This is a genomic window from Roseococcus suduntuyensis (assembly GCF_014196305.1).
Classification (GTDB): Bacteria; Pseudomonadota; Alphaproteobacteria; order Acetobacterales; family Acetobacteraceae; genus Roseococcus; species Roseococcus suduntuyensis.
In genome coordinates this window covers 125,830-147,501 of sequence record NZ_JACIDJ010000007.1, presented here as the reverse complement: position 1 = coordinate 147,501, position 21,672 = coordinate 125,830, and the positions used below count along the sequence as shown (strand labels likewise).

The following is a 21,672-nucleotide window of genomic DNA, read 5'->3' as shown; positions in this document are numbered from 1 at the left end:
GGCTGGAATAGACGCCCATGGCCAGCCTGAAGGCACTGCGTACGCGGATCAACAGCGTGAAATCCACGCGGAAGATCACGCAGGCGATGAAGATGGTGGCTGCCGCCAAGCTGCGCCGCGCGCAGGCCCAGGCGGAGGCCGCCCGTCCCTATGCCGAGCGAATGCAGCGCATGCTGGCCTCGCTCGGCGCCTCCGTGACCGGCAACCCGGACGCGCCGCGCCTGCTGGTGGGCACCGGGGCCGACAAGGTCCATCTGCTGGTGGTGGTCACGGCCGATCGCGGCCTGGCCGGCCCCTTCAATACCAATGTGGGCCGCTTCGCGCGCGCCCGCATCCGGGCGCTGGAGGCCGAGGGCAAGACGGTCAAGATTCTGTCGGTGGGCCGCAAGGGCGCGGCCTATCTGAAGCGTGAGTTCGCCAGCCGCTTCGTGGGCGAGATCACCTTCGCCGGCAAGAAGCGCGTCGGCTTCGAGGAGGCGCAGGACATCACCGCGCGCGTCTCCGCCATGTTCGAGGCGGGCGAGTTCGACGTTTGCGCGCTGGTCTACAACCGTTTCCGCAACGTGATCAGCCAGACGCCGGTCGAGCAGCGCCTGATCCCCGCGCCGCTGCCCGAGGTGGCGCCGGCCGAGGGCCCCGCGCCGATCTACGAATATGAGCCGTCCGAGGAGGAAATCCTCGCGCAGATCCTGCCGCAGAACCTGGCCATCCAGGTCTATCGCGCGTTGCTGGACAGCGCCGCGGGCGAGCAGGGCAGCCGCATGACGGCCATGGACAACGCCACGCGCAACGCGGGCGACATGATCAACAAGCTCACTCTCAACTACAACCGCACACGCCAGGCGAACATCACCCGCGAGCTGATCGAGATCATCTCCGGCGCTGAGGCGCTCTGACCCGAGGGATATGCAGGCCATGAAGAACAATGTCGGTCAGGTGACCCAGGTGCTCGGCGCCGTGGTGGACGTGCAGTTCCCCTCCGAGCTGCCCAACATCATGAACGCGCTGAAGGTGCAGATCGGCGAGGTCACGCTGGTCCTCGAAGTCGCGCAGCACCTGGGCGAGCGCACGGTGCGCTGCATCGCCATGGACACCACGGACGGCCTCGTCCGCGGCTCCGAGGTCACGGACACGGGCGCGGGCATCTCCGTGCCGGTCGGCAACGCCACGCTGGGCCGCATCCTGAACGTGATCGGCGAGCCGATTGACGAGCGCGGGCCGGTGAAGGCCGAGAAGACCTACACCATCCACCGCGAGGCCCCCTCCTTCGAGGACCAGGCGACCAGCGCCGAGATCCTCGTCACCGGCATCAAGGTGATCGACCTGCTGGCCCCCTACCTGAAGGGCGGCAAGATCGGCCTGTTCGGCGGCGCCGGCGTGGGCAAGACGGTCACCATCCAGGAGCTCATCAACAACATCGCGAAGGCGCATGGCGGCGTGTCCGTCTTCGCCGGCGTGGGTGAGCGCACGCGCGAGGGCAATGACCTCTACCACGAGATGGTGGATGCCGGCGTCATCAAGCTCCAGGATGATGGCGGCACCGAGGGCTCCAAGGTGGCGCTGGTCTATGGCCAGATGAACGAGCCGCCGGGTGCGCGCGCCCGCGTGGCGCTGTCGGGCCTGTCCATCGCGGAATACTTCCGCGACGAGCAGGGCCAGGACGTGCTGTTCTTCGTGGACAACATCTTCCGCTTCACCCAGGCGGGCGCCGAGGTTTCAGCGCTTCTCGGGCGCATCCCCTCGGCGGTGGGCTACCAGCCGACGCTGGCCACCGACATGGGTGCCCTGCAGGAGCGCATCACCTCCACCAAGAAGGGTTCGATCACCTCAGTGCAGGCCATCTATGTGCCCGCCGACGACTTGACCGACCCCGCGCCTGCGACCTCCTTCGCGCACCTCGACGCGACGACGGTGCTGAACCGCTCCATCGCGGAGCTGGGCATCTTCCCGGCCGTGGACCCGCTGGACAGCACCAGCCGCGCCATGGACCCCCGCGTGGTGGGTACCGAGCATTACGAGACGGCGCGTGAAGTGCAGAAGATCCTGCAGACCTACAAGTCGCTGCAGGACATCATCGCCATTCTCGGCATGGACGAGCTGTCGGAAGAGGACAAGCTGATCGTGGCGCGCGCGCGCAAGATCCAGCGCTTCCTGTCCCAGCCCTTCCACGTGGCCGAGGTCTTCACCGGTTCGCCCGGCGTCTTCGTGAAGCTGGAGGACACGATCCGCAGCTTCGCCGCCATCTGCAAGGGCGAGTACGACCACCTGCCGGAAGCCGCCTTCTACATGGTGGGCACGGTGGAAGAGGCCGTGGCGAAGGCCGAGAAGCTGAAGCAGGCGGCTTGACTTAAGCCCTCAGGCGCCGGGCGGCGGCATGCGCCGCCTTGGCTACGCCGCGCCACTGGCGCGCCTGAAGGGCAGGTCGGTTGGGCGGCGCCGGCCGCGTTGCGGCCGGATACTCTGAGGTTGGCGCGCCGTCTCTTTGGGCGCGCCGGTTGTTGGGAAGTTGGGGGCGCGGATGGCCACGTTCGAACTGGAACTCGTCTCGCCGGAGAAGCTGCTGCTCTCCCGGCCCGTCGAGATGGTGATCATTCCCGCCGCCGAAGGCGACATGGGCGTGCTGCCCGGGCACGTTCCCATGATCGTGACCCTGCGCGGCGGCGTGATCTCCGTGCGCGAGAACGGCCAGGAGACGGAGCGCATGTTCGTGCGCGGCGGGTTCGCCGAGGTGGGCCCCACCCGCGTCACCGTCCTGGCCGACACGGCCGTGCCGGTGGCCAACCTCTCCCGCGCCGAGGCCGAGCGCCTGATCGAGACCGCCGAGCGCGACTATCAGGCCGCCGCCGCCAATGACACGCCCGAGAAGCGCGAGGCCGCGATGAACCACCTCCTGGCCATGCGCGCCATGAAGGACGCCGCGCAAGCGGCTTGAAAAGGCGCGGTTCCCGGCGCATCTCCTAAGGGCTAGGCGGGGCAGGTTCGCCCCGTCGTCATGGGAAACGCAGGCCGGGACGCCGGCGCAGGGGTCGCGCAGGCATGAAGCACTGGACACTGGATCAGGTTGCCTGGGACCGCTTCGACCCGTCGAAGGTGGACCCGGAGGTGGTTCCCCTCGTCAAGGCCGCCGCGATGGTCGAGCGCAATGGCGATGACTACGCCCTGTACCTGAAGAGCGTGTTCCGCGACGACCCGGACTTCCAATACGCCGCCGATAATTGGGCCGTGGAAGAGGTGCAGCATGGCGATGCGCTGGGCCGCTGGGCCAGCCTGGCCGACCCTTCCTTCGACTACCCGGCCGCCTTTGCGCGCTACCGCGCCGGCTACACGATCGACATCAAGGCCGATGCCTCCATCCGCGGCTCCCGCACGGGCGAGCTCATCGCGCGCTGCATGGTCGAGACGGGCACCAGCAGCTACTACACCGCGCTGGGCGAGGCCTCGGATGAGCCGGTGCTGAAGGAGATCTGCCGCCTCATCGCCGCCGATGAATACCGCCATTTCAAGCTCTTCTATGATCACATGAAGCGCTACCTGGCGCGCGAGAACCTCTCCTTCCCGCGCCGGCTGCGCGTGGCGCTGGGCCGCGTGGGCGAGACGGAGGATGACGAGCTCGCCTTCGCCTTCCACTGCAGCAATGACGCGCCGGGCGTGGCCTATGAGCACAACCGCTGCATCACCGGCTACATGGGCCGAGCCATGGGGTTCTATCGCTTTCGCCATATCGAGCGCGGCATGGGCATGATCTTCAAGTCCGTCGGACTGGAGCCGCGCGGCCGCGTCTCGGGCCTCGCCGCGCGCGCCGCCTGGAAGCTGCTCTGCTGGCGGCGGGATCGCTACCGCCAGGCCATGGCGCGGGAGGCGGCGGCCAATGGCAACGCCCTTCCCACCCAGCAGGCCGCCTGAGCGTGCGCCTGCCGCGTCGCCTGGCGCTGGCCGCCGCGGCCACCCCCTTCCTGCCACGCGGCAGCGCCGCCCAGGCCGAGGGTCTGCGCGCCGCCACCCGCGCGCGGGGCATCACCTTCGGCACCGCCGTCCGCCACGACCTGCTGCAATCTGACGCCGCCTATGCCGCCCTGGTGGCGCGCGAGGCGGAGATTCTGGTGCCCGAATGGGAGGCCAAGTGGGACGCGTTGCAGCCCGAGCCCGGGCGCTTCGAGTTCGGGCAGCTCCGCAGCATCGCCCTCTTCGCGCGCGCCCATCAGCAACGGCTGCGCGGCCATGCCCTGCTGTGGCATGTCGCGAACCCCGCCTGGCTCGAACCGGCCCTGGCCCAGGGCGAGGCGCGCGCCGCCGCCGTCATGGAGGCGCATTTCACCGCCGTCCTGCGCGAGACCCATTCCTACATCCGCGACTGGGACGTGCTGAACGAGATCATCGCCAACCCCCCGGGCAGCGACAACCCGAGCCCCACCCAGGACGACCTGCGGCCCACACCCTGGCTCCGCGCGCTGGGGCCCGGCTATCTCGAACGCGCGCTGCGCCTCGCGCGGGGGCTCGACGCCACGCTGCGCCTCACGCTGAATGATTACGGCGTGGAGGCCGACACCCCCTGGGCCGAGGCCAAGCGCCAGCGCCTGCTGCGCGTTGTCCGCCGGCTGGTGGAGCGGCAGGTGCCGCTGGACGCGGTGGGCATCCAGGCGCATCTGCAGATGCGCGACCCCTTCCGGGCGGAACCCTTCCTGGCTTTCGTCCAGGCGCTGCGCGGCCTGGGCCTGGCCGTGCTCATCACCGAGCTGGATGTGCGCGAGCCCGACCAGCTCGCGCCCAGCATCGCCGAACGGGACGCGGCGGTGGCGGACTATGTCACCCGCTTCCTCTCTGCCGCCGTGGAGGGCGGGGTCCGCACCGTGCTGACCTGGGGCCTGACCGACCGGAATACCTGGCTGGCGGAGGAGCCCGGCGTGGCCCGCGCGGACGGCCAGCGCACCCGCGGCCTGCCCTTCGACGAGGCGCTCCGCCCCAAGCCCTTCCATGCGGCCTTGGGGAGGGTGCTGGGCGGTTAGTGCCCGACCCCGGCCTGCCTATCCCTCCGCCACCAACTCCGCAGCCCGCGCCGCCGCATCCTGGAAGGGCAGCAGCACCAGGTCGGCGCCACGGGCGCGCAGCCCTTCGGCCTCGCTCGCGGCATGGGCCGTGACGGCGGCGCGGCCGGCGAAATGCACCGCCTTCAGCCCGTCCAGCAGGGCGAGGCGATGGTCCTCCTGCGTCAGCCCGCCGCGCACCGAAGGCGCGGCCGAGACCACCCAGCGCACCCCCTCCAGCGGCAGCGAGGCGATGAGTTCCGGGTCGCTCGCATCGCCATAGATCGCGGGCAGGCCGGCCTGGTGCCAGCGCCGCACCACCTCCGGGTCGAAATCCACACCCAGCACGCGCAGCCCCCGGTCGCGCAGGCGCCGCGCGATGGCGTCGCCGAAGCGCCCCAGGCCGAAGACCACCACATCCGCGCCGTCGGGCGCGGGCGCGGCGTCGCCGCTGGCCTGGGCCTCGCGCCAGGGCTCGCGCCGCTCGAAAAGGCGCAGCGGCGCGTCGAGCCAGGTGGCCAGCCGGTGCGAATGCGTGATCATGTAGGTGGAGGCCGCGATGGTCACCATGCCGACCAGCGTGACCAGGCCGAGCGAGGCCTCGGCCACATGCCCCAGCGCCACGCCCATTGCCATGAAGATCAAGGAAAATTCGCTGATCTGCGCCACCGTCAGCCCGGCCAGCAGCCCGGTGCGGCGCCGATAGCCCATATAGCCCATGATCGCGACCACGATCAGCGGGTTGCCCACCAGCACGAAGACCGACAGCACGGCGGCCGCGAAGGCCTGCTCGCCCAACCCCCCGAGGTCGAGGCGCGAACCGAGCGCGATGAAGAAGAACAACAGGAGAAAATCCCGCAGGCTGGACAGGCGGGCGGCGATGGCCTCGCGGAAGGGGGTGGAGGCCAGCGCCACGCCCGCCAGCAGCCCGCCCAGCTCCTTGCCCAGCCCGACATAATCGCCGATCGCGGCCAGCAGCGCCGCCCAGCCGATGGCGAAGCCCGCCAGCAATTCCGGCGCCCGCGCCAGCCGCGACGTGACCGGGTGCGCCAGGTAGCGGATCACCACGCCCACCACCACCAGCATGACCACGCCGCCGAGCAGCACCCGCAGCAGCCCCGCCGCGGCCGAGGCCTGCCCCTGGCCCGCCGCCAGCGCCGAGACCACCACCATGCAGAGCACCACGAAGATGTCCTGCACGATGAGGAAGCCGAGCGCGATGCGCCCGTGCAGGCTGTCGATCTCGCGCTTGTCGGACAGCAGCTTCACGATGATGATGGTCGAGCTGAAGGTCAGCGCCACCGCCACATAGAGGCTGGTCAGCGCATCCAGCCCCAAGGCCAGCCCCAGCAGGAAGCCGATGACGGCGGTGAAGGTGACCTGCCCGAGACCCGTGGCCAGCGCCACCGCGCCCAGGCTCCGCACCAGCCCGAGGTCCAGCTTCAGCCCCACCAGGAACAGCAGCACCGCGATGCCGAGTTCCGACAGCAGCGCGATGAATTCATCGGATTGCGCGATGCCCAGCGCCGAGGGCCCCGCGAGGATGCCCGCCGCGATCAGCCCGACAATCAGCGGCTGGCGCAGCAGCAGCGCCACCATGCCCACCGCCGCGCCCAGTACCAGAAGGGCTGCCACCTCATAAAAGACGGAGGCCGCCAGGATGTCCTGCAAACCCACTTGTGCTTTTCCCTCAACCCTCGCGTCAGTTTCGCATGCGAGGCGTGGGGGGGCTACATCGCCTCGCCTTCCGCGGCCCGCACCAGCTCGCGCAGCCGGGCCGCGCCGCCGGCCAGGCGGGGATGGATCTCCAGCGCGGCGCGGAAGCTTCGCAGCGCTCCGGACGCATCCCGCGCCTCTTCCTGGAGCTGTGACAACGTGACCAGGGCCGGGAAATGCCGCGGCTCCAGCCGGAGCGATTCGCGCAAATCGCCCGCCGCCCCCTGCCGGTCCCCCACCGCCGCATGGGCCTGGGCGCGCCAATGCCAGGAATCGGCGAGGCGCGGTTCCAACAGGATGGCGGCGTCGAAATCCTCCAGCGCATCAGCCGCCTGCCCGCCGCGCAGGGTGCGGATGCCACGGTTCAGCAGCAGCGCCACGGCCGGCGTGGCCTGGCGCGACCAGAGCTGGCGCACGGCGGCCTCCGCCATGCGGCCGCCGGCCTCGTCGGGGGCGGTGCGAAGCGCGTCGAAGGCGCGGTCCAGCTCGCGCTGCAACAGCTCCGGCGCGGCGGGGGACTGGACCGGCAACGCCGGACCCCCCAATTGCGCTGGTGCGGGTGCGGCGAGGCCCATCAGGATCGCGGTGAGTGCGGGCAGGGCAGGGCGCATGGGCGATTGTCCCCGGGCGCCCCCGCCCGCGCAAGAAGGAACAGGCGGATGAGCGGAGAACTGACCACCCTGACCCAACCCGACAGCGAGGCCGTGCTGGCGCAGGCCGCCAGCGACTACCTGGCCGCGCGCGGCCGGCTGATGTCGGCGCTGGAGCAGGCGGGGCGCTTCGTCCAGATGGGCCTGAACCGCCTGCCGCCCGAGGTGCAGAAGATGGTGGCCGAACGCGCGCGCGACGGGCTGGAACTGGCCTTCCGTACCGCCATCCTGGGCCTGGACCCCGGCGCGCGGCCCGAGCGCAGCGCGGCCTACAAGCTGGGTGGCGCGCTTTCGGGCGCCATGGGCGGCATGGGCGGCTTCGCGACCACCCTGGCGGAGCTGCCGGTGACCACGGGCCTCATCATGCGCTCGGTGGCCGACATTGCGCGCGGGCAGGGCCTCGACCTGCGCGACCCCGAGGTCCGCACCGCCTGCGTCGAGGTCTTCGCCTTCGGCGGCCCGCTGGACGAGGATGACGACGCCGACATCGCCTTCTGGGCCACAAGGCTGGCGGGGCAGGAGATGGCGCAGCTCATGGCCAATGTGGTGCTGCGCTACGCGCCCGCGCTGATGACGAAGCTGGGCGCCCAGGCCGTGCCATTGGTGGGGGCGGCGGTGGGGGCCGGGCTGAACCTCGTCTACATGGAATTCTACCAGCGCATGGCGCGCGTGGTATTCTCGCTGAAGCCGCTGGAACAGCGGCTGGGCCGGCAGGTGGTCCGCCAGCGCTTCGCCGAGGCGGTGGACAGCCGCCGCCGCGCGCTCGGTCATGACGCGCGCTTCGGCCGCCGCGCCTGACGACTGGACCGCCGTTTCTGCGGCATTGGCCTTGAGCCACTGGCTCAGAGGTCTGTTGAGAACGCATGAGGCGGCCGCTGCGCGGCAATGCTCCGCTGGGATACGCGGCGTTGGAGCTCAGCTGTTCGGCATGTCGTATTCCAGAATGGCGGTGCCGGTGCAGTTCTTGGCGCAGGACATCACGATCCGGACGGAGCCCTCCGGCGGAATGAAGCGGTCCTTGCCCTCACGGGGCTTCAGCTCCTGCCCGGCCGCTGCGCCATTGGGTGTCCGGGAGAGGGCATTGCCGTTGGCATCCAGCCCGTGAAGGAAGATGGGGCAGCTCCCGATGTTCATGGGATGCGCGATTCCAAATTTGCACATCCACGCGACATTGATGATGACCACGTAGTTTGTGCGGTTGCCCGGGCACGGCGCAGTAACGGTCACTCGCTGGGTCATGTGCTTGCTCCTTCGGCCTGTGGCTGGAAGCAGGAGCGAGTGCATCATGAAACAGGCGGCGCAAGCAACACAAGACGCTGAAAGCTGCTTCGCATGTCGCCGCCGCCGACAACGCGCCTGATGATTTTCAATTTACTTCATCATGTTGGCACGCCGAGGAACATGGACGGGTGATGGCCGGCTGCCGCCCACCGGATTTCTTGCTCTAGAAAACATAGCTTCTAGAGCAGCTTATGTCCGATCGGCCGAACCGCTTCGCGGTTCAACCCGATCGGACGCTGCTCTAGCGCCAGGAAAGCGGTCGCGCCTCTCCGGGCTCATCCGGTTCCGGCGCATCTGGAGCGGGCGGCATGTCCAGCACCACCCGGTCCCGCCCCTGGCGCTTCGCGTCATAGAGCGCGGCATCGGCCCGGCTCAGCAGCCCGTCGCCCGTCTCCTCGGGCTGAAGCTGCGCCACGCCGAGCGAGACGGTGACCGAAAGCCGCTGCCCCTCCGCGCCCACCAGGAAGCCCTCGTTCGCCACGGCGCGGCGCAGCGAATCCGCCAGCCCGGCCGCGGCCTCGCGGCAGGTGGCGGGCAGGATGGCGGCGAATTCCTCGCCCCCCACCCGCGCCAGCCGGTCATGCGGGCGGGCCCATTCCCGGAGCGTGTCCGCCACGCCCCGCAGCACGGCATCCCCGGCCGGGTGGCCGTGGCGGTCATTGACCGACTTGAAGTGGTCAATGTCGAACATCAGCAGGCAGAGCGGCGTCTGCTCGGTGGTGGCGCGGGCCAGCGCCTCGGTCAGGCGTTCCTCGAAGGCGCGGCGGTTGGGCAGGCCGGTCAGCGCATCGGTGGCGGCGGCGCGCCGGGCCTCTTGCAGGGCGTCGCGCAGGGCCTCCGCCTCGCGCGCGCGTTCGGCCAGGCGCTGGGCCAGGGTGCGGCTGCTGTGGCACAGCGCCTGGGTGTCGGCCAGGATGCGGCGCAGCGGCTCGTTGAGCGAGGGGAAGGCGGCTTCCAGCGTGTCGGTCAGCCCCTCCAGCCGCGTGCCATAGCTTGACGCATTGTCATGCGCGGTGCCCAGCATGCCGGCCGCGTCATTCAGCGCGACCTCCAGCTGGCGCGAGACCTGGCCGATGGCCTGGGCCTGGGGCTCGCCGGCGCAGTAGCGGGCGTGCATCTCGTTCAGATCGGCCTGTTCCAGCCGGCCCTGCGCGGCCAGGCGTGCATCCAGCGCGTCATGCAGCTCGGGGTGGGTGCCGGCGTGGTAGCTGAACCAGACCAGGTAGTTCTCCGGCGAGGGGCTCATCCGGTGGTCCAGCAGCGATTGCATGGTGGCATGGGCGGTGCCGATGGCCGGGTCGCGGCCCGGCGTGGTGCCCTTTCGCGGGTCGCGCCCGGTTTCGCCCAGTGGTGGCATTCGAAGGGTCCTCTTCCGGCGGCGCATGTTGCGCCCCTCCCAGCTCACCAAGGCTTACCCCCCGGATGCTGAACGGATGCTTACCGCCCGCCCATCGCCGCCTGCACCACCAGCAGCCAGAGCGGCAGGGTGATGACCGAGAGCAGATGCTGGCTGGAGGTGATGGCCGCCATCAGCGGCGCATCGCCGCCCATGGCGCGTGCCATCACGTAGCTGGAAGAGGCCGTGGGCAGCGCCATGAACAGCACCGCCATGGCGGTGGCCAGCGGGTCGAGCCCCAGCGCCATGCAGAAACCCAGCGTCAGGCCCGGCACCGCCACCAGCTTGAGCGCGGCGGTCCAGAGTTGCAGCGCCACCCGGTCGGTCAGCGCGCCCAGCGTCAGCGCCGCCCCCACCGCGAGCAGGCCGAGCGCCACCGAGGCGCGGCCCAGCGTCTCCATCAGCGGCCGCACCCCTACGGGCAGCCCCCCCATGCCCGCCACCAGGAAGCCCACCACGCAGGCCAGGATCAACGGGTTCAACGCCAGCTGCTTCAGCAGCCGCCAGGGCCGCACCCGCCCGCCATCCCCGAGTGCAAAAGCGGTCGTGGTCACCACCTGCACGAAGGGCACGATCATGCCCGTGGCCAGGCCGCCCAGCGCCAGGCCGGGCAGCCCGAACATGGCGCCTGCGATGGCGAAGCCCACCAGGTTGTTGAAGCGGATGCCGCCCATCAGCACGCTGGTCATGGATTTGTGGGGCTGGCGGAAGCGCCGCGCCAGCCAGACCGACACCACGGTGCCGATGCCCAGCGCCGCCCAGATGGCCGCCATCATGCCGAAGATCGGCACCTCGCCCAGCCGGACGGAGCCAATGGCCACCACCAGCAGCGAAGGCAGCAGCACCCAGAAGATGAGCTTCTCGATGCCCGCCCACACCGCGTCGTCACGCAGCAGGCGGCGCTTCAGCACCGCCCCCAGCGCCAGCAGTCCGAAGGCCGGCACGAAGGCGTCGAGATAGGGGCCGATCAAGTCAGGAGCCGGGGGCGGCGGCGCGCTGCCCCTGTGCCGCGATATCGCGCAGGCAGGCGGCCTCGGTGCGCTGGCCCACGCCGCTGGCGCGGGCCTGGGCATGCGTCACGCGCAGGCCCTGGGGGCTGGTGTAGAACATCAGGTCGAGCTGACAGCCCCCGGCGGAATAGAGCCAGACCTCCGCATCACCCTCGCGACGACGCAGTCGCGGCGCGCCGAGGCGGCCGATGACGGCGGCCGGCGCGGCGCCCAGCAATTCCTGCACGGCACCCGGGCCGCGCGGGGCGGCGGCGGGTGACTGGGATGGCATGGGCTGCCCCAGCGCGGCGAGCGAGGCCCGCTGGCTTCCCAGCAGCGCCTGCGCGGCCGCATCCTCGCGCGACGAATCGGCCACGCAGGCGGCCAGCAGCGGCAGCGCCGCCGCCAGTGCCAGCGCGGGGGCCAGCGCGGGCCGGGTCGGGTTCAGCCTTCGCCCGGCAGCATTTCCATGCTGCCCATCAGCGCGCCGCCTTCCTCCACCGAGAGCTTCCGGTAGCGGGCGGTGCCCTTCACCTTGCCGGTGGCGCGGATGACGAGGCTGCCGCGCACCGTGATGTTGCCGTCGAAGAGGCCGGCGATCTCGGCATCCTCGACCTGCACTTCACCACGGAAGACGCCGGTGGGGCCGATGGCCAGCTCGGCGGCCTGGATCATCTGGCTTTCCACCGTGCCCTCGACGACCAGGCGCTCGGCGTCGCTGACGGTGCCCTGGAGGCTGATGCCGCGGCCGACGACCAGCGTCCGCCGCTCACCCGCGCCCTGCGGGCGGGGGGACTGGGCCGTGGCCGGCGGCGCGCCTGGGCGCGGGGCCTGGACGGGCGAGGCGGGCTTGGGCGGCATGCCCACCGGCGCATTGGCCGAGGGCGCCTGGCGATAGGTGGGAACGGCCAGGTCCTGGTCGCGATTCGGCGTCGTGTTCATGGAATCCCCCGTGGACGGCGCATCCGGCGCGTCATCCTTCTTGCGACCGAAGATGGACATGTGCGGCGCTCCTTGCTTCATGGGCGGGCGGCGAAGCGGGCGTTATAGCGCCCGTGCCCCAGGCGGCAACGCCGCCCCCCGAAGATTCCTTCGCCGATTTGCATTCAGCGCGATCTGGCGTAACCGGAACCCCTCCATATTCCGGCACAGGCCCCCGCATGACCGCACCCAGCCTCGACATCCTCGGCATCGGCAATGCCATCGTGGATGTGCTCGCCCCCTCCGACGACGCCTTCCTGGCGGCGCGCAAGCTGAACAAGGGCGGCATGCAGCTGATTTCCACCGAGGAGGCGGAGGCGCTCTACGCCGCCATGCCGCCCGGCGTGGAAAGCTCGGGCGGCTCGGCCGGCAACACCTGCGCCGTCGCGGCCGCCCTGGGGGCCCGGGTAGGCTTCCTCGGCAAGGTGGCCGATGACCAGCTGGGCGCGGTGTTCGCCCATGACATCCGCGCCACCGGCGTCCATTTCCCGACCGCGCCGCTGCAGGGCGGCGCCCCCACCGCCCGCTGCCTGATCCTGGTCACGCCCGACGGGCAGCGCACCATGAACACCTACCTGGGTGCCTGCGTCACCTTCGGGCCGGCCGATGTGGACGCGGAGGAGGTTGCCCGCGCCCAGGTGGTCTATCTGGAGGGCTACCTGTTTGACCCGCCGGAGGCCCAGGCCGCCTTCCGCGCCGCCGCCCGCGCCGCCCACGCCGCCGGCCGCCAGGTGGCGCTGACCCTGTCGGACCCCTTCTGCGTGGGCCGCCACCGCGCCGCCTTCCGTGACTTCGTGAAGAACGAGACGGACATCCTCTTCGCCAACGAGGCCGAAATCCTCTCCCTCTACGAGACCGAGGATTTCGAGGCCGCCGCCGCCCAGGTGGCGCGCGAGGTCAAGATCGCGGCGCTCACCCGCAGCGAACACGGCAGCGTGATCCTGGCGGGCGGCGAGCGGCATGTCGTCGCCGCCCAGCCCACCCAGGTGGTGGACACCACGGGCGCGGGCGATGCCTATGCGGCGGGCTTCCTGGCGGCCCTGACGCGCGGCCTGCCCTTGCCCGAATGCGGCCGCTGGGGGAGCATCGCGGCGGCCGAGGTGATCAGCCATTACGGCGCCCGCCCGCAGGCCGACCTGAAGGAGCTTGTCGCATGATGCGTCTGCCGGCCCTTTTCGCCGCCTTCACCCTGGCCATGCCCGGCCTGGCGCTCGCCCACCACGGGGACAGCCAGGCCCAGGCCCAGGCCATCCGCGAGGTGCAGCAGCAGCGCGCCCGGCTGCTGGCCGAATCCGCGCCCGCCCAGCTTCGCGCCGCCGAGGCCGCGCTGCGCGCCGGCCGTGACGCTGCCGCACAGGAATGGCTGGAGCGTGCCGAGACGCGGCTGCTGACGGGCGAGGCCCTGCCGGTGGCCGGCGGCGCCGCGACCCTGTCCGGCAGCGCCCGCCACGTCGCCGCCGCCCGCGCGGCCGTGCGTGGCCATGACAATGCACAGGCGCTGCGCGAGATCGGGGCGGCGCTGTCGCTGCTGGGCCAGAGCGCCGCACGCTGATGCAGGCGCCCCCGCTGCCCGACGCCCCGCCCGCCATCCGCGACGCCATCCTGGACTGGCTGGACCGCTTCGCCGCCTGCGTGCGCGAGGTGGACTACAAGTCCGCCTACCCCTTCTGGCACCCCCGCATCATCGCCTTCGGCACGGTGCAGGCGCTGGTGGAGGGGCTGGAGAGCTTCCGGGACCGGCAATGGGACAGCGTCTGGCCCCGCACCAGCGATTTCCGCTTCCCGCCCGAGGCGGCGCGCGTGCTGGCCAGCGCGGATGGGAGCATGGCGGTGGCCATCGCCCCCTTCACCTCGACCGGCTATGCGCCGGACGGCACGCCCTTCGACCGCCCGGGGCGGACCACGCTGATCCTGGTGCCGAACCCGGGCGCCACATCGGGCGAGGGGGAGAAGTGGCTGGCGGTGCACAGCCACATGTCGCTGGCCAAGGGCGTGCCGCCCGACAGCCACGCGAAGCGGGCAATCAAGGCGAAGTAGGCGTTACGCCAAGGCGCCCGCGCGCCCCTGCCGCATCCCGGCCCACTGCCCCAGGCTGAAGGCCAGCACGGCCGCGGCCTGGGCCAGCAGGAAGGCCAGCTCGAGCCCGGTCGGCGCCAGGCCGAACCACGGCCGCGCCAGGGCGGCGAACAGCACGCAATCCAGCACATAGACAAGGTTCAGCGCCACGATGGCGCCAACCAGCCGGGGCAGGTTCACCGCCCGCAGCCCGACCCAGGCCACCAGCGCGGCCCAGGGCAGGAAGAGCGCGCCGGCGACGCGCAGCAGCGTCTCGGGCAGGCCCAGCCAGGGCGCCAGCGCGCCGGCGGCCAACACCAGCAAAAGACCGGTGGCGCCACTGCCGGCCGCGTCGGCCAGCATCCAGAAGCGCAGGGTGGGGGTGGTGGGCATCTCAAGCCTCCATCGGGTTGCGATGCGCGGAGCATTCCCCGGGCCGACGCAGGAAGGCGATGACGTCGGAGGTCATCGCCGCGCAGCCTGCGCCCGCGCTAGCGTCGCGCCATGACCCAGCCCCCCATCGGCGCCCTGCTTCGCGGCTGGCGCCAGCGCCGGCGCCGCAGCCAGCTCGACCTCGCGCTGGATGCCGAGATTTCGCAGCGCCACCTGAGCTATGTGGAATCCGGCCGCGCCGCCCCCAGCCGCGACATGGTGCTGCGCCTGGCCGACCAGCTGGAGGTGCCGCTGCGCGAGCGCAACGCGCTGCTGCTGGCCGCCGGCTATGCCCCCAGCTTCGTCGAGCAGAACCTGGGCGAACCCTCCATGGCCGCCGCCCGCGCGGCGGTGGAGGCGATCCTGGCCGCGCACATGCCCCACCCGGCGCTGGCCGTCGACCGGCACTGGCACATGGTGGCCGCCAATGGCGCGGTGGCGCCGCTGCTGGCGGGTATCGAGGTCACGCCGCCGGTGAACGTTCTGCGCCTCAGCCTCGACCCGCGCGGGCTCGCTTCGCGCATCCACAACTTCGCCGAATGGCGCCACCACATCCTCGACCGCCTGCGCCGCCAGGTGGAGATGAGCGCGGATGCCGGCCTGGCCGCGCTGCTGGCGGAACTCTCGGCGCTGCCAGTGCCGCCGCCCCGCGCGGAGGTGCCGCCCGCCGTGCCGGGCCTGGGCGGGCTGGTGGTCCCGATGACGCTGGACACGCCGATGGGCCCCGTCGCGCTGATCGCGACCACCACCGTCTTCGGCGCGGCGATGGAGGTGACGCTCTCCGAACTCGCCATCGAGACCTTCTACCCGGCCGACCCCGAAAGTGCCGCCCGGCTGCGCGCGCTTGCCCCCTGAGGCCCGATGCGCCCAAGCTCCCCCTCAGGGGGTGGCGCGAAGGGCCGGCGCGCCCCGTCACACACAAGGCCCGAGGAGGAAACGCGATGGAACGTCGCTCACTTCTGGCCGGGCTGCCGCTCGCCCTCGCCACCCCGCATGTCGCCCGCGCGCAAGCCTGGCCCAGCCGCCCGGTGCGCCTGGTGGTGGGCTGGCCACCGGGTGGGTCGGTGGACATCCTGGCCCGCGTGCTGCAGCCGCGGCTGCAGGCGGTGCTGGGCCAGCCCGTCACCATCGAGAACCGCGCCGGCGCCACCGGCTCGGTCGGTGCGGCCGAGGCCGCGCGCGCCGCGCCCGATGGCCACACCTGGCTGGTGGCGGTGGACAGCCATGTCATCCTGCCCTCGGTGATGCGCCTGCCCTATGACACGCGGCGGGACTTCGCGCCGGTGATGCTGGTGGGGCGCGGGCCGCTGGTGGTCACGTCCCACCCCGCGAGCCCCTGGGCCGGCTTCCCGCAACTGATCGAGGCCGCGCGCGCCGCGCCACGCGGCAGCATCAACTACGCGACGGCTGGCATCGGCACGCTGATGCATGTGGCGATGGTGCAGCTGTGCAATCTGGCGGGCGTGGAGCTGACCCATGTGCCCTATCGCGGCGGCGCGCCCGCGCTGGCCGATGCGCTGGCGGGCCATGTGCCGCTGTTCGTCACCAACGCGCCGGTGGGCGGGCCGCATGTCCGCAATGGTGCGCTGAAGGGCTTCGGCGTGACCACGCGCGACGCCTGGCGCGACCTGCCCGGCGTGCCGAGCTTTCATGAGCTGGGCTTAGCCGACTTCGAGGCGCCCACCTGGTGGGGCGTCTATGCGCCGAGCGGCGTTCCGCGCGAGATCCAGTCGCGCATGGCGCGGGAACTCACCACCATCCTCGCCGAGCCCGAGATCAAGTCGCGCGTGGAGGCGCTGGGCATGGACGTGCTGGCCACCTCCGGCGAGCCCTTCGCGGACTTCATGGTGAGCGAGATGGAACGCTGGGCGCGGGTGGTGCGGGAGAACAACATCCGGCTGGAGGGATAGCGTCCGATCGCGGGAGGCGGCACGCCGAGCGCGTGAATCGGCCGCGAGATGCACGTCCGATCGCGGGAGGCGGCACGCCGAGCGCGTGAATTGGCCGCGAGATGCGCGTCCGATCGCGGGAGGCGGCACGCTGAGCGCGTGAATCGGCCGCGCGAAGCCGATGCGGCGGGTTCGCCCGCCGTCACGCCAGCTCCGGAAAATCCTCTTCCCGCACCTCGCCTTCCGGGCGCGTGCCCGCCCGGAAATGGCGTTCCTCCGCCTGGCGCAACTCCACGCGGCGGATCTTGCCGGAGATGGTCTTGGGCAGCTCCGCCACCTCGATGCGCCGGATGCGCTTGTAGGGGGCGAGGCGCGCGCGCAGGTGCCGGAAGATGGAGAGCAGCACGTCGCGCTCCGGTTCCACCCCCTCCACCAGCACCACGAAGGCCTTGGGCACGGCGAGGCGCACCGCGTCCGGCGCCGGCACCACCGCCGCTTCGGCCACGGCCTCGTGCTCGACCAGCACGCTCTCCAGCTCGAAGGGCGAGATGCGGTAGTCGGATGCCTTGAACACGTCATCCGCGCGGCCGACATAGGTGAAGTGGCCGTCGGCGTCGCGCGTCGCCACGTCGCCGGTGCGGTAGGCGGTGTCACCCAGCGGCGCTGACGTTCCATCCTCCTGCTGGTAGCCGCGCATGAGGCCGAGCGGCGCGTCATCCAGGCGCAGCGCGATCTCGCCCTCATTCACTTCCGCGCCGTCGGGGTCCAGCAGGGTGATGGCATAGCCCGGCGCGGGCACGCCCATGCTGCCGGGCTTCACCTCCTGGCCGGGGAAGTAGCCGATCTGGAGCGTGGTCTCGGTCTGGCCATAGCCCTCGCGGATGGTCATGCCCCAGACGCGGCGGACATGTTCGATCACCTCGGGGTTCAGCGGCTCCCCGGCCGAGCAGAGTTCGCGCAACTGGCCGCGGAAGGGCGCCATGTCCTGCTGCACCAGCATCCGCCAGACGGTGGGCGGCGCGCAGAAACTGTCCACGCCCTCGCGCGCCAGCACCTCCAGCGTGCCGCGCGCGTCGAAGCGCGGCTGGTTGTTCACGAAGACGCCGGCCCCCGCATTCCACGGCGCGAAAAAGCAGGACCAGGCGTGCTTGGCCCAGCCGGGCGAGGAGATGTTCAGGTGCATGTCGCCCGGTTGCAGGCCGAGCCAGTACATCGTGACCAGGTGTCCGACCGGATAGGATTGCTGGTCGTGCAGCACGAGCTTGGGCTTCGCCGTGGTGCCGGAGGTGAAGTAGAGCAGCAGCGGGTCGGTCGCGCGCGTCACCCCCTCGGGCGTGAACTCGGACGAGCGCGCCTTCAGCGCGTCATACTCCGTCCAGCCCGGCGCGCCGCCCACGGCGATGCGCGTCACCGAACTGTCCAGCCCCTCGAACTTCGCCGCATCCGCGCCCCCCGTCACCACATGGCGCACCCGGCCGCGCGCGAAGCGGTCGGCCAGGTCCGTGGGGGTCAGCAGCGTGGTCGCCGGCACCACCACCGCGCCGAGCTTCATCGCGGCCAGCATGGTCTCCCACAGCGGCACGGTGTTGCCGAGCATGAGCAGGATGCGGTCGCCCCGCCTCACGCCGGCCGCGCGCAGCCCGTTCGCCAGTCGCGAGGATTCGGCCGAAAGCTCCGCGAAGCTCAGCGTCGCCTCGCCCGCCCCCGCGATGCGCAGCGCGGTGGAGTTGCCGAGCGAGCCGCGCGCGAGTTCCGCATCGAACCAGTCCAGCGCCCAGTTGAAGGTTTCGAGCTTCGGCCAGCGGAACTCCCGCCGCGCGGCGGCGTAGTCGCCGCGATGCGCGAGCAGCAGGTCCCGCGCCGCGCGAAATGCCGTGGTGGTCATGGACTTTTCCCTCGGGGTTTTGCCCGAAGGCTAGCGTCTGATCGTCCGCGGTGGAATCAACAAAGCGGATATCCTGAGGCGCTTATTCCAGGCGCGGGCCCTGGGGCTCTCCCAGCGGGATGCTCAGGCGCAGGCTGTAGCCCTCGGGGGCAAAGGCCTCTTCCATGCTGCCGCCCAGGCCATGGGTGACCTGCCCCTTCAGGAGCTGGGTGCCGAAGCCCGCCTTGCGCTCTCGCTCCGGCGCGGGCCCCCCCACCTCCTGCCAGCGGAAATCGAGGTGTTGCGGATCCTCCGCGCCGGCGCGAGCCCAGCTCACCGCCACCTGGCCGACCTCATTCGACAGCGCGCCGTACTTCACGGCGTTGGTGGCGAGCTCATGCACCACGAGGCCGAAGGCGACCGCGGTCGAGGGCTGCAGCCACACGCGCGGTCCTGAAACCACCCCGCGCCCGGGCGTCGAGAGATGCGGCGCGAGCTGCTCGGAGACCACTTCGGCCAGCAGTGTCTCGCGCCAGGATTCCCGCGACACCAGCTGGTAGGCCTTGGTCAGCGCCTCCATCCGCCCCACCAGCGTGTCGCGCGCCTCCTCGATCGCGGTGCCATCGCGCAGCGTCTGCCGGGTCAGCGCGATGACGACGTTGAGGATGTTGCCGACGCGATGGTTCAGCTCCGCCACCAACAGCCGCTGCTGCTCGTTCTCGCGCGTGGCGTCCAGCAGCGGCGTCACGTCCACGAAGGACGCCAGCACGCCGTCCACCTTCCCATCCGCCATGAGGTAGGGCACGAGGCGCAGCAGGAACTGTGCCGTGCCGTCGCGGCGGTCCACCCGATGCTCGATGGGCTTGCCGATGGTCAGCACCTCGCGCGCCTCGCGCAGGATGTCGCCCGAGTCGATCGAGCCCGCGATGTCCGCCAGCGGCCTGCCGTAATCGCCGGGCAGCAGATTGAACACGCTCGTGATGGCGGGCGTGAAGCCGCGGATGGTGAGGTCGTGGCCGAGCGTGACGGTCGCCACCCGGGTGGCCTCGAACATGTTGCTGAGGTCCGCGTTCGCGCGGTCGAGCTGCAGGAGCTTGCCCTTCAGCTCCTGGTTGAGCAGGTGCAGCTCCTCATTGACGGATTGCTGTTCCTCCTTGGCGGTCTCCAGCTCCTCGTTGGCGGATTGCAGCTCCTCGTTGACCGAGACCAGCTCCTCGTTGCCGGCGCGCAACTCGGCCACCGCGCTTTCGTATTCCTCGATGACGGCCTGCAGCCGCTCCCGCGTGTCGCGCAGCTCGCGCTCGTTCAGCACGGCCAGCGCCTCGCCAGGCTCGGGCTGCGGCTCGCTCCTGGCGGGGGGCGGCGGGTCCTGGGTGTCGGCGAAGACGATGAGGAACAGGGGTTCGGCCGGGTCCTCCTCGGGCAGGGGCATCGCGGTGATCGTGACCGGCCGCGTCTCGCCCGGCCGGCCGGACGCGGCGGGCCGGCGCGTGACGGCGCGGCGGCTGCGCACCACCTCCTCCAGGGCCAGGCGGATGTCCAGACGCAACTCCCGCCGCGCCAGGGACAGCAGGATGCGCGTCGGCTCGCCCGGCGCGGCCTCGAGATAGGGGCCCGTATGCGCGGAGTAATGCACCACCGCGCCCTCGCGGGTCACCACCACATGGGCAGGCGCGAAGCGGTCCAGCACCATCGTCTCCGCGACCTGGCGCAGCGTGCGTGCCGTGCCGGCCGCACGGGGGCCCGGTCCGGCGGAGAGGCCCCTGGCCTCCAGCAGCCCGCGTGGGGCGGGGAAGCGAGGGGTGGGCGCCACGTCGTCGCGGCGGCGGTAGATGCGGTAGTGCTTGTCGATCGGGGTGAACAGGTCGGCGAACTGCACGGCGCTCTCGGCGCTGCCCAGCATCAGGTGCCCGCCCGGCCGCAGCGCGAAGTGAAAAAAGGGGAACACCTCCCGTTGCGCCCGCGCATCCAGGTAGATCAGCAGGTTGCGGCAGGAGATGAGGTCCAGCCGGGAGAAGGGCGGGTCGCGGATGAGGCTGTGCGAGGAGAAGACGCAAATGTCGCGGATCTCCTTCGTGACGGTGCGCAGCAGGCCCTCGCCTTCGAAGAAGCGCTTGAGGCGTTCGGGGGAGACGTGCCGCAGCAGCGCCAGCGGGTAGTGCCCGGCCCGGGCCACCGCCAGCGCCGCCTCGTCGATGTCCGTCGCGAAGATGCGCAACTGCGGCATCCCGCCGCGCGTGCCGGCATGCTCGCACAGCAGCATGGCGATGGAATAGGCCTCCTCGCCGCTGGCGCAGGCGGGGACCCAGACGCGCACCATGTCCTCCGCGCCCTTGCCGTTGAAAAGGCCGGGGAGCACCTCCTGTGCCAGGTGCGCGAAGCTGTCCTCGTCGCGGAAGAAGGCGGTGACGCTGATCAGCAGGTCGCCCAGCAGGGCCACCGCCTCCTCGTGGTGCCCGTCCAGATGCGCCACATAGGCCTCCAGCGTGGGCATGTGCAGGATCTGCATGCGCCGGTGCACCCGGCGGAGAAAGGTCCTGTCCTTGTAGCCGGCGAAGTCATGCCCGACCTCCCGCCGCAGGATGGCGCAGATGGCGGCCCGGCTCGCATGCTGGTCCGAGCCCTCCCCTGGCGTTGGAATGGCGGCGCCCGCATCCAGGCTCGCCGCGTATTCCGCGAGCTTGTGCGCGATGTCGCCCACCGGCAGCACGAGATCCACCTGCCCGCCCGCGATGGCGCTCTCGGGCATGCCGCCATGGGCGGGCCCGTCGCCATCGCCGCCCTGCGCGATGGTCAGCCCGCCATGCTCCTTGATGGCCTTGATGCCGATGGTGCCATCATGCCCGAACCCCGAGAGCACGATGCCCACGGCGCGCTCCTGGAAGCCCTCCGCCAGTGAGGAAAACAGCACGTCGATCGAGCGCGGGTCACGCAAGGATGGCTCGGCCGGACTCAGCACGAGGCACCCCTCCGCCACGGTGACCAGCACGGCGGGCGGCGCCACATAGACCTGGTCCGGCTCCAGGCGCGTGCCATGCGTCGCGGTGGTCACTGGCAGGGCGCAGTCGCGCGCCAGGATCCGCGTCAGTTCGCTGTCATGGGAGGGATCGAGGTGAAGCAGGACAATGTAGCTGACCCTGGCGCCGGCCCGCACTTCACGGAACAGGCTGCGCAATGCCTCCACCCCACCGGCTGAAGCCCCGATGCCGGCTGTGGTCAGCAAGTCCATGGTGATACTATCCTAATTAGTATTTTAGCATATAATCGAAACAGCACTTTAAGTCACGATAAATCTGAAAAATCCTTCCTCCGGATGCTGTATTTGCGTCTTGCAGAAAAATGACCATCGCAAAGCCGGAAAAATGCGCGCAGGGATTGTCAGGGCCCGCCCGCAACTG

General features: G+C 70.9%; 21 protein-coding genes. 11 read left to right on the top strand and 10 right to left on the bottom strand.

Annotated features, from left to right (window positions below; translation table 11 throughout):
* Positions 1–17: 17 nt before the first annotated feature.
* The 5 genes from GGQ83_RS17400 to GGQ83_RS17380 all read left to right on the top strand — a co-directional run bounded on the left by GGQ83_RS17400 (position 18) and on the right by GGQ83_RS17380 (position 5,003).
* Positions 18–896, top strand: coding sequence for a F0F1 ATP synthase subunit gamma (locus GGQ83_RS17400; RefSeq protein WP_184386249.1), 879 nt, complete (start codon positions 18–20; stop codon positions 894–896).
* Between the two features lie 10 nt (positions 897–906).
* Positions 907–2,346, top strand: coding sequence for a F0F1 ATP synthase subunit beta (atpD, locus tag GGQ83_RS17395; RefSeq protein ID WP_184386248.1), 1,440 nt, complete (start codon positions 907–909; stop codon positions 2,344–2,346).
* Positions 2,347–2,518: 172 nt separating this feature from the next.
* A complete protein-coding gene (locus GGQ83_RS17390) occupies positions 2,519–2,932 on the top strand; it encodes a F0F1 ATP synthase subunit epsilon (protein WP_184386247.1) in 414 nt (137 codons plus the stop codon).
* A gap of 104 nt (positions 2,933–3,036) precedes the next feature.
* Entirely contained in the window at positions 3,037–3,903 is an 867-nt protein-coding gene (locus GGQ83_RS17385) for a ferritin-like domain-containing protein (RefSeq protein WP_184386246.1), read from the top strand.
* Positions 3,904–3,905: 2 nt separating this feature from the next.
* Entirely contained in the window at positions 3,906–5,003 is a 1,098-nt protein-coding gene (locus tag GGQ83_RS17380) for an endo-1,4-beta-xylanase (protein WP_311728573.1), read from the top strand.
* An 18-nt stretch (positions 5,004–5,021) separates the two neighbouring features.
* Here the strand turns inward: GGQ83_RS17380 and GGQ83_RS17375 are convergent, their stop codons facing one another.
* On the bottom strand, positions 5,022–6,698 hold the full coding sequence (locus tag GGQ83_RS17375; protein WP_311728571.1) for a cation:proton antiporter: 1,677 nt from the start codon (positions 6,696–6,698) through the stop codon (positions 5,022–5,024).
* A 53-nt stretch (positions 6,699–6,751) separates the two neighbouring features.
* Entirely contained in the window at positions 6,752–7,348 is a 597-nt protein-coding gene (locus GGQ83_RS17370; RefSeq protein WP_184386245.1) for a tetratricopeptide repeat protein, read from the bottom strand.
* 48 nt (positions 7,349–7,396) lie between these two features.
* On the opposite strand from GGQ83_RS17370, the gene GGQ83_RS17365 reads away from it, so the two are divergent.
* Positions 7,397–8,185, top strand: a complete 789-nt coding sequence (locus GGQ83_RS17365) for an EcsC family protein (RefSeq protein ID WP_184386244.1) — start codon at positions 7,397–7,399, stop codon at positions 8,183–8,185.
* A 117-nt stretch (positions 8,186–8,302) separates the two neighbouring features.
* On the opposite strand, the gene GGQ83_RS17360 is transcribed toward GGQ83_RS17365, so the two are convergent.
* The 5 genes from GGQ83_RS17360 to GGQ83_RS17340 all read right to left on the bottom strand — a co-directional run bounded on the left by GGQ83_RS17360 (position 8,303) and on the right by GGQ83_RS17340 (position 12,055).
* Positions 8,303–8,626, bottom strand: a complete 324-nt coding sequence (locus GGQ83_RS17360; RefSeq protein WP_184386243.1) for a hypothetical protein — start codon at positions 8,624–8,626, stop codon at positions 8,303–8,305.
* Between the two features lie 283 nt (positions 8,627–8,909).
* On the bottom strand, positions 8,910–10,025 hold the full coding sequence (locus GGQ83_RS17355; protein WP_184386242.1) for a GGDEF domain-containing protein: 1,116 nt from the start codon (positions 10,023–10,025) through the stop codon (positions 8,910–8,912).
* An 80-nt stretch (positions 10,026–10,105) separates the two neighbouring features.
* A complete protein-coding gene (locus GGQ83_RS17350) occupies positions 10,106–11,035 on the bottom strand; it encodes an AEC family transporter (protein ID WP_242535192.1) in 930 nt (309 codons plus the stop codon).
* A 1-nt stretch (position 11,036) separates the two neighbouring features.
* Positions 11,037–11,429: a hypothetical protein gene (locus GGQ83_RS17345; RefSeq protein ID WP_184386241.1), complete on the bottom strand. Its 393-nt coding sequence runs from the start codon at positions 11,427–11,429 to the stop codon at positions 11,037–11,039.
* Positions 11,430–11,497: 68 nt separating this feature from the next.
* Positions 11,498–12,055 carry a bactofilin family protein gene (locus GGQ83_RS17340; RefSeq protein WP_242535191.1) on the bottom strand — a complete coding sequence of 186 codons (558 nt, stop codon included), beginning with the start codon at positions 12,053–12,055 and terminating at the stop codon, positions 11,498–11,500.
* Positions 12,056–12,213: 158 nt separating this feature from the next.
* On the opposite strand from GGQ83_RS17340, the gene GGQ83_RS17335 reads away from it, so the two are divergent.
* From GGQ83_RS17335 to GGQ83_RS17325, 3 genes are read left to right on the top strand one after another with little or no spacing between them, the layout of a single operon-like run.
* Entirely contained in the window at positions 12,214–13,191 is a 978-nt protein-coding gene (locus GGQ83_RS17335; protein ID WP_184386240.1) for an adenosine kinase, read from the top strand.
* Entirely contained in the window at positions 13,188–13,586 is a 399-nt protein-coding gene (locus GGQ83_RS17330; RefSeq protein WP_184386239.1) for a hypothetical protein, read from the top strand. The genes GGQ83_RS17335 and GGQ83_RS17330 overlap by 4 nt, the downstream gene beginning before the upstream one ends.
* Positions 13,586–14,071: a YybH family protein gene (locus GGQ83_RS17325; RefSeq protein ID WP_184386238.1), complete on the top strand. Its 486-nt coding sequence runs from the start codon at positions 13,586–13,588 to the stop codon at positions 14,069–14,071. Before GGQ83_RS17330 ends, GGQ83_RS17325 begins: the two co-directional genes overlap by 1 nt.
* Positions 14,072–14,074: 3 nt before the next feature.
* Here GGQ83_RS17325 and GGQ83_RS17320 read toward each other — a convergent pair whose 3' ends face one another.
* On the bottom strand, positions 14,075–14,482 hold the full coding sequence (locus tag GGQ83_RS17320) for a hypothetical protein (protein ID WP_184386237.1): 408 nt from the start codon (positions 14,480–14,482) through the stop codon (positions 14,075–14,077).
* Between the two features lie 111 nt (positions 14,483–14,593).
* On the opposite strand from GGQ83_RS17320, the gene GGQ83_RS17315 reads away from it, so the two are divergent.
* Positions 14,594–15,376, top strand: coding sequence for a helix-turn-helix domain-containing protein (locus GGQ83_RS17315; RefSeq protein WP_184386236.1), 783 nt, complete (start codon positions 14,594–14,596; stop codon positions 15,374–15,376).
* Positions 15,377–15,462: 86 nt separating this feature from the next.
* Positions 15,463–16,431: a tripartite tricarboxylate transporter substrate binding protein gene (locus tag GGQ83_RS17310; RefSeq protein ID WP_184386235.1), complete on the top strand. Its 969-nt coding sequence runs from the start codon at positions 15,463–15,465 to the stop codon at positions 16,429–16,431.
* A 181-nt stretch (positions 16,432–16,612) separates the two neighbouring features.
* Here GGQ83_RS17310 and GGQ83_RS17305 read toward each other — a convergent pair whose 3' ends face one another.
* Positions 16,613–18,295 carry an AMP-binding protein gene (locus tag GGQ83_RS17305; RefSeq protein ID WP_184386234.1) on the bottom strand — a complete coding sequence of 561 codons (1,683 nt, stop codon included), beginning with the start codon at positions 18,293–18,295 and terminating at the stop codon, positions 16,613–16,615.
* Between the two features lie 82 nt (positions 18,296–18,377).
* Positions 18,378–21,503, bottom strand: coding sequence for a CheR family methyltransferase (locus tag GGQ83_RS17300; protein ID WP_184386233.1), 3,126 nt, complete (start codon positions 21,501–21,503; stop codon positions 18,378–18,380).
* Between the last annotated feature and the right edge of the window lie 169 nt (positions 21,504–21,672).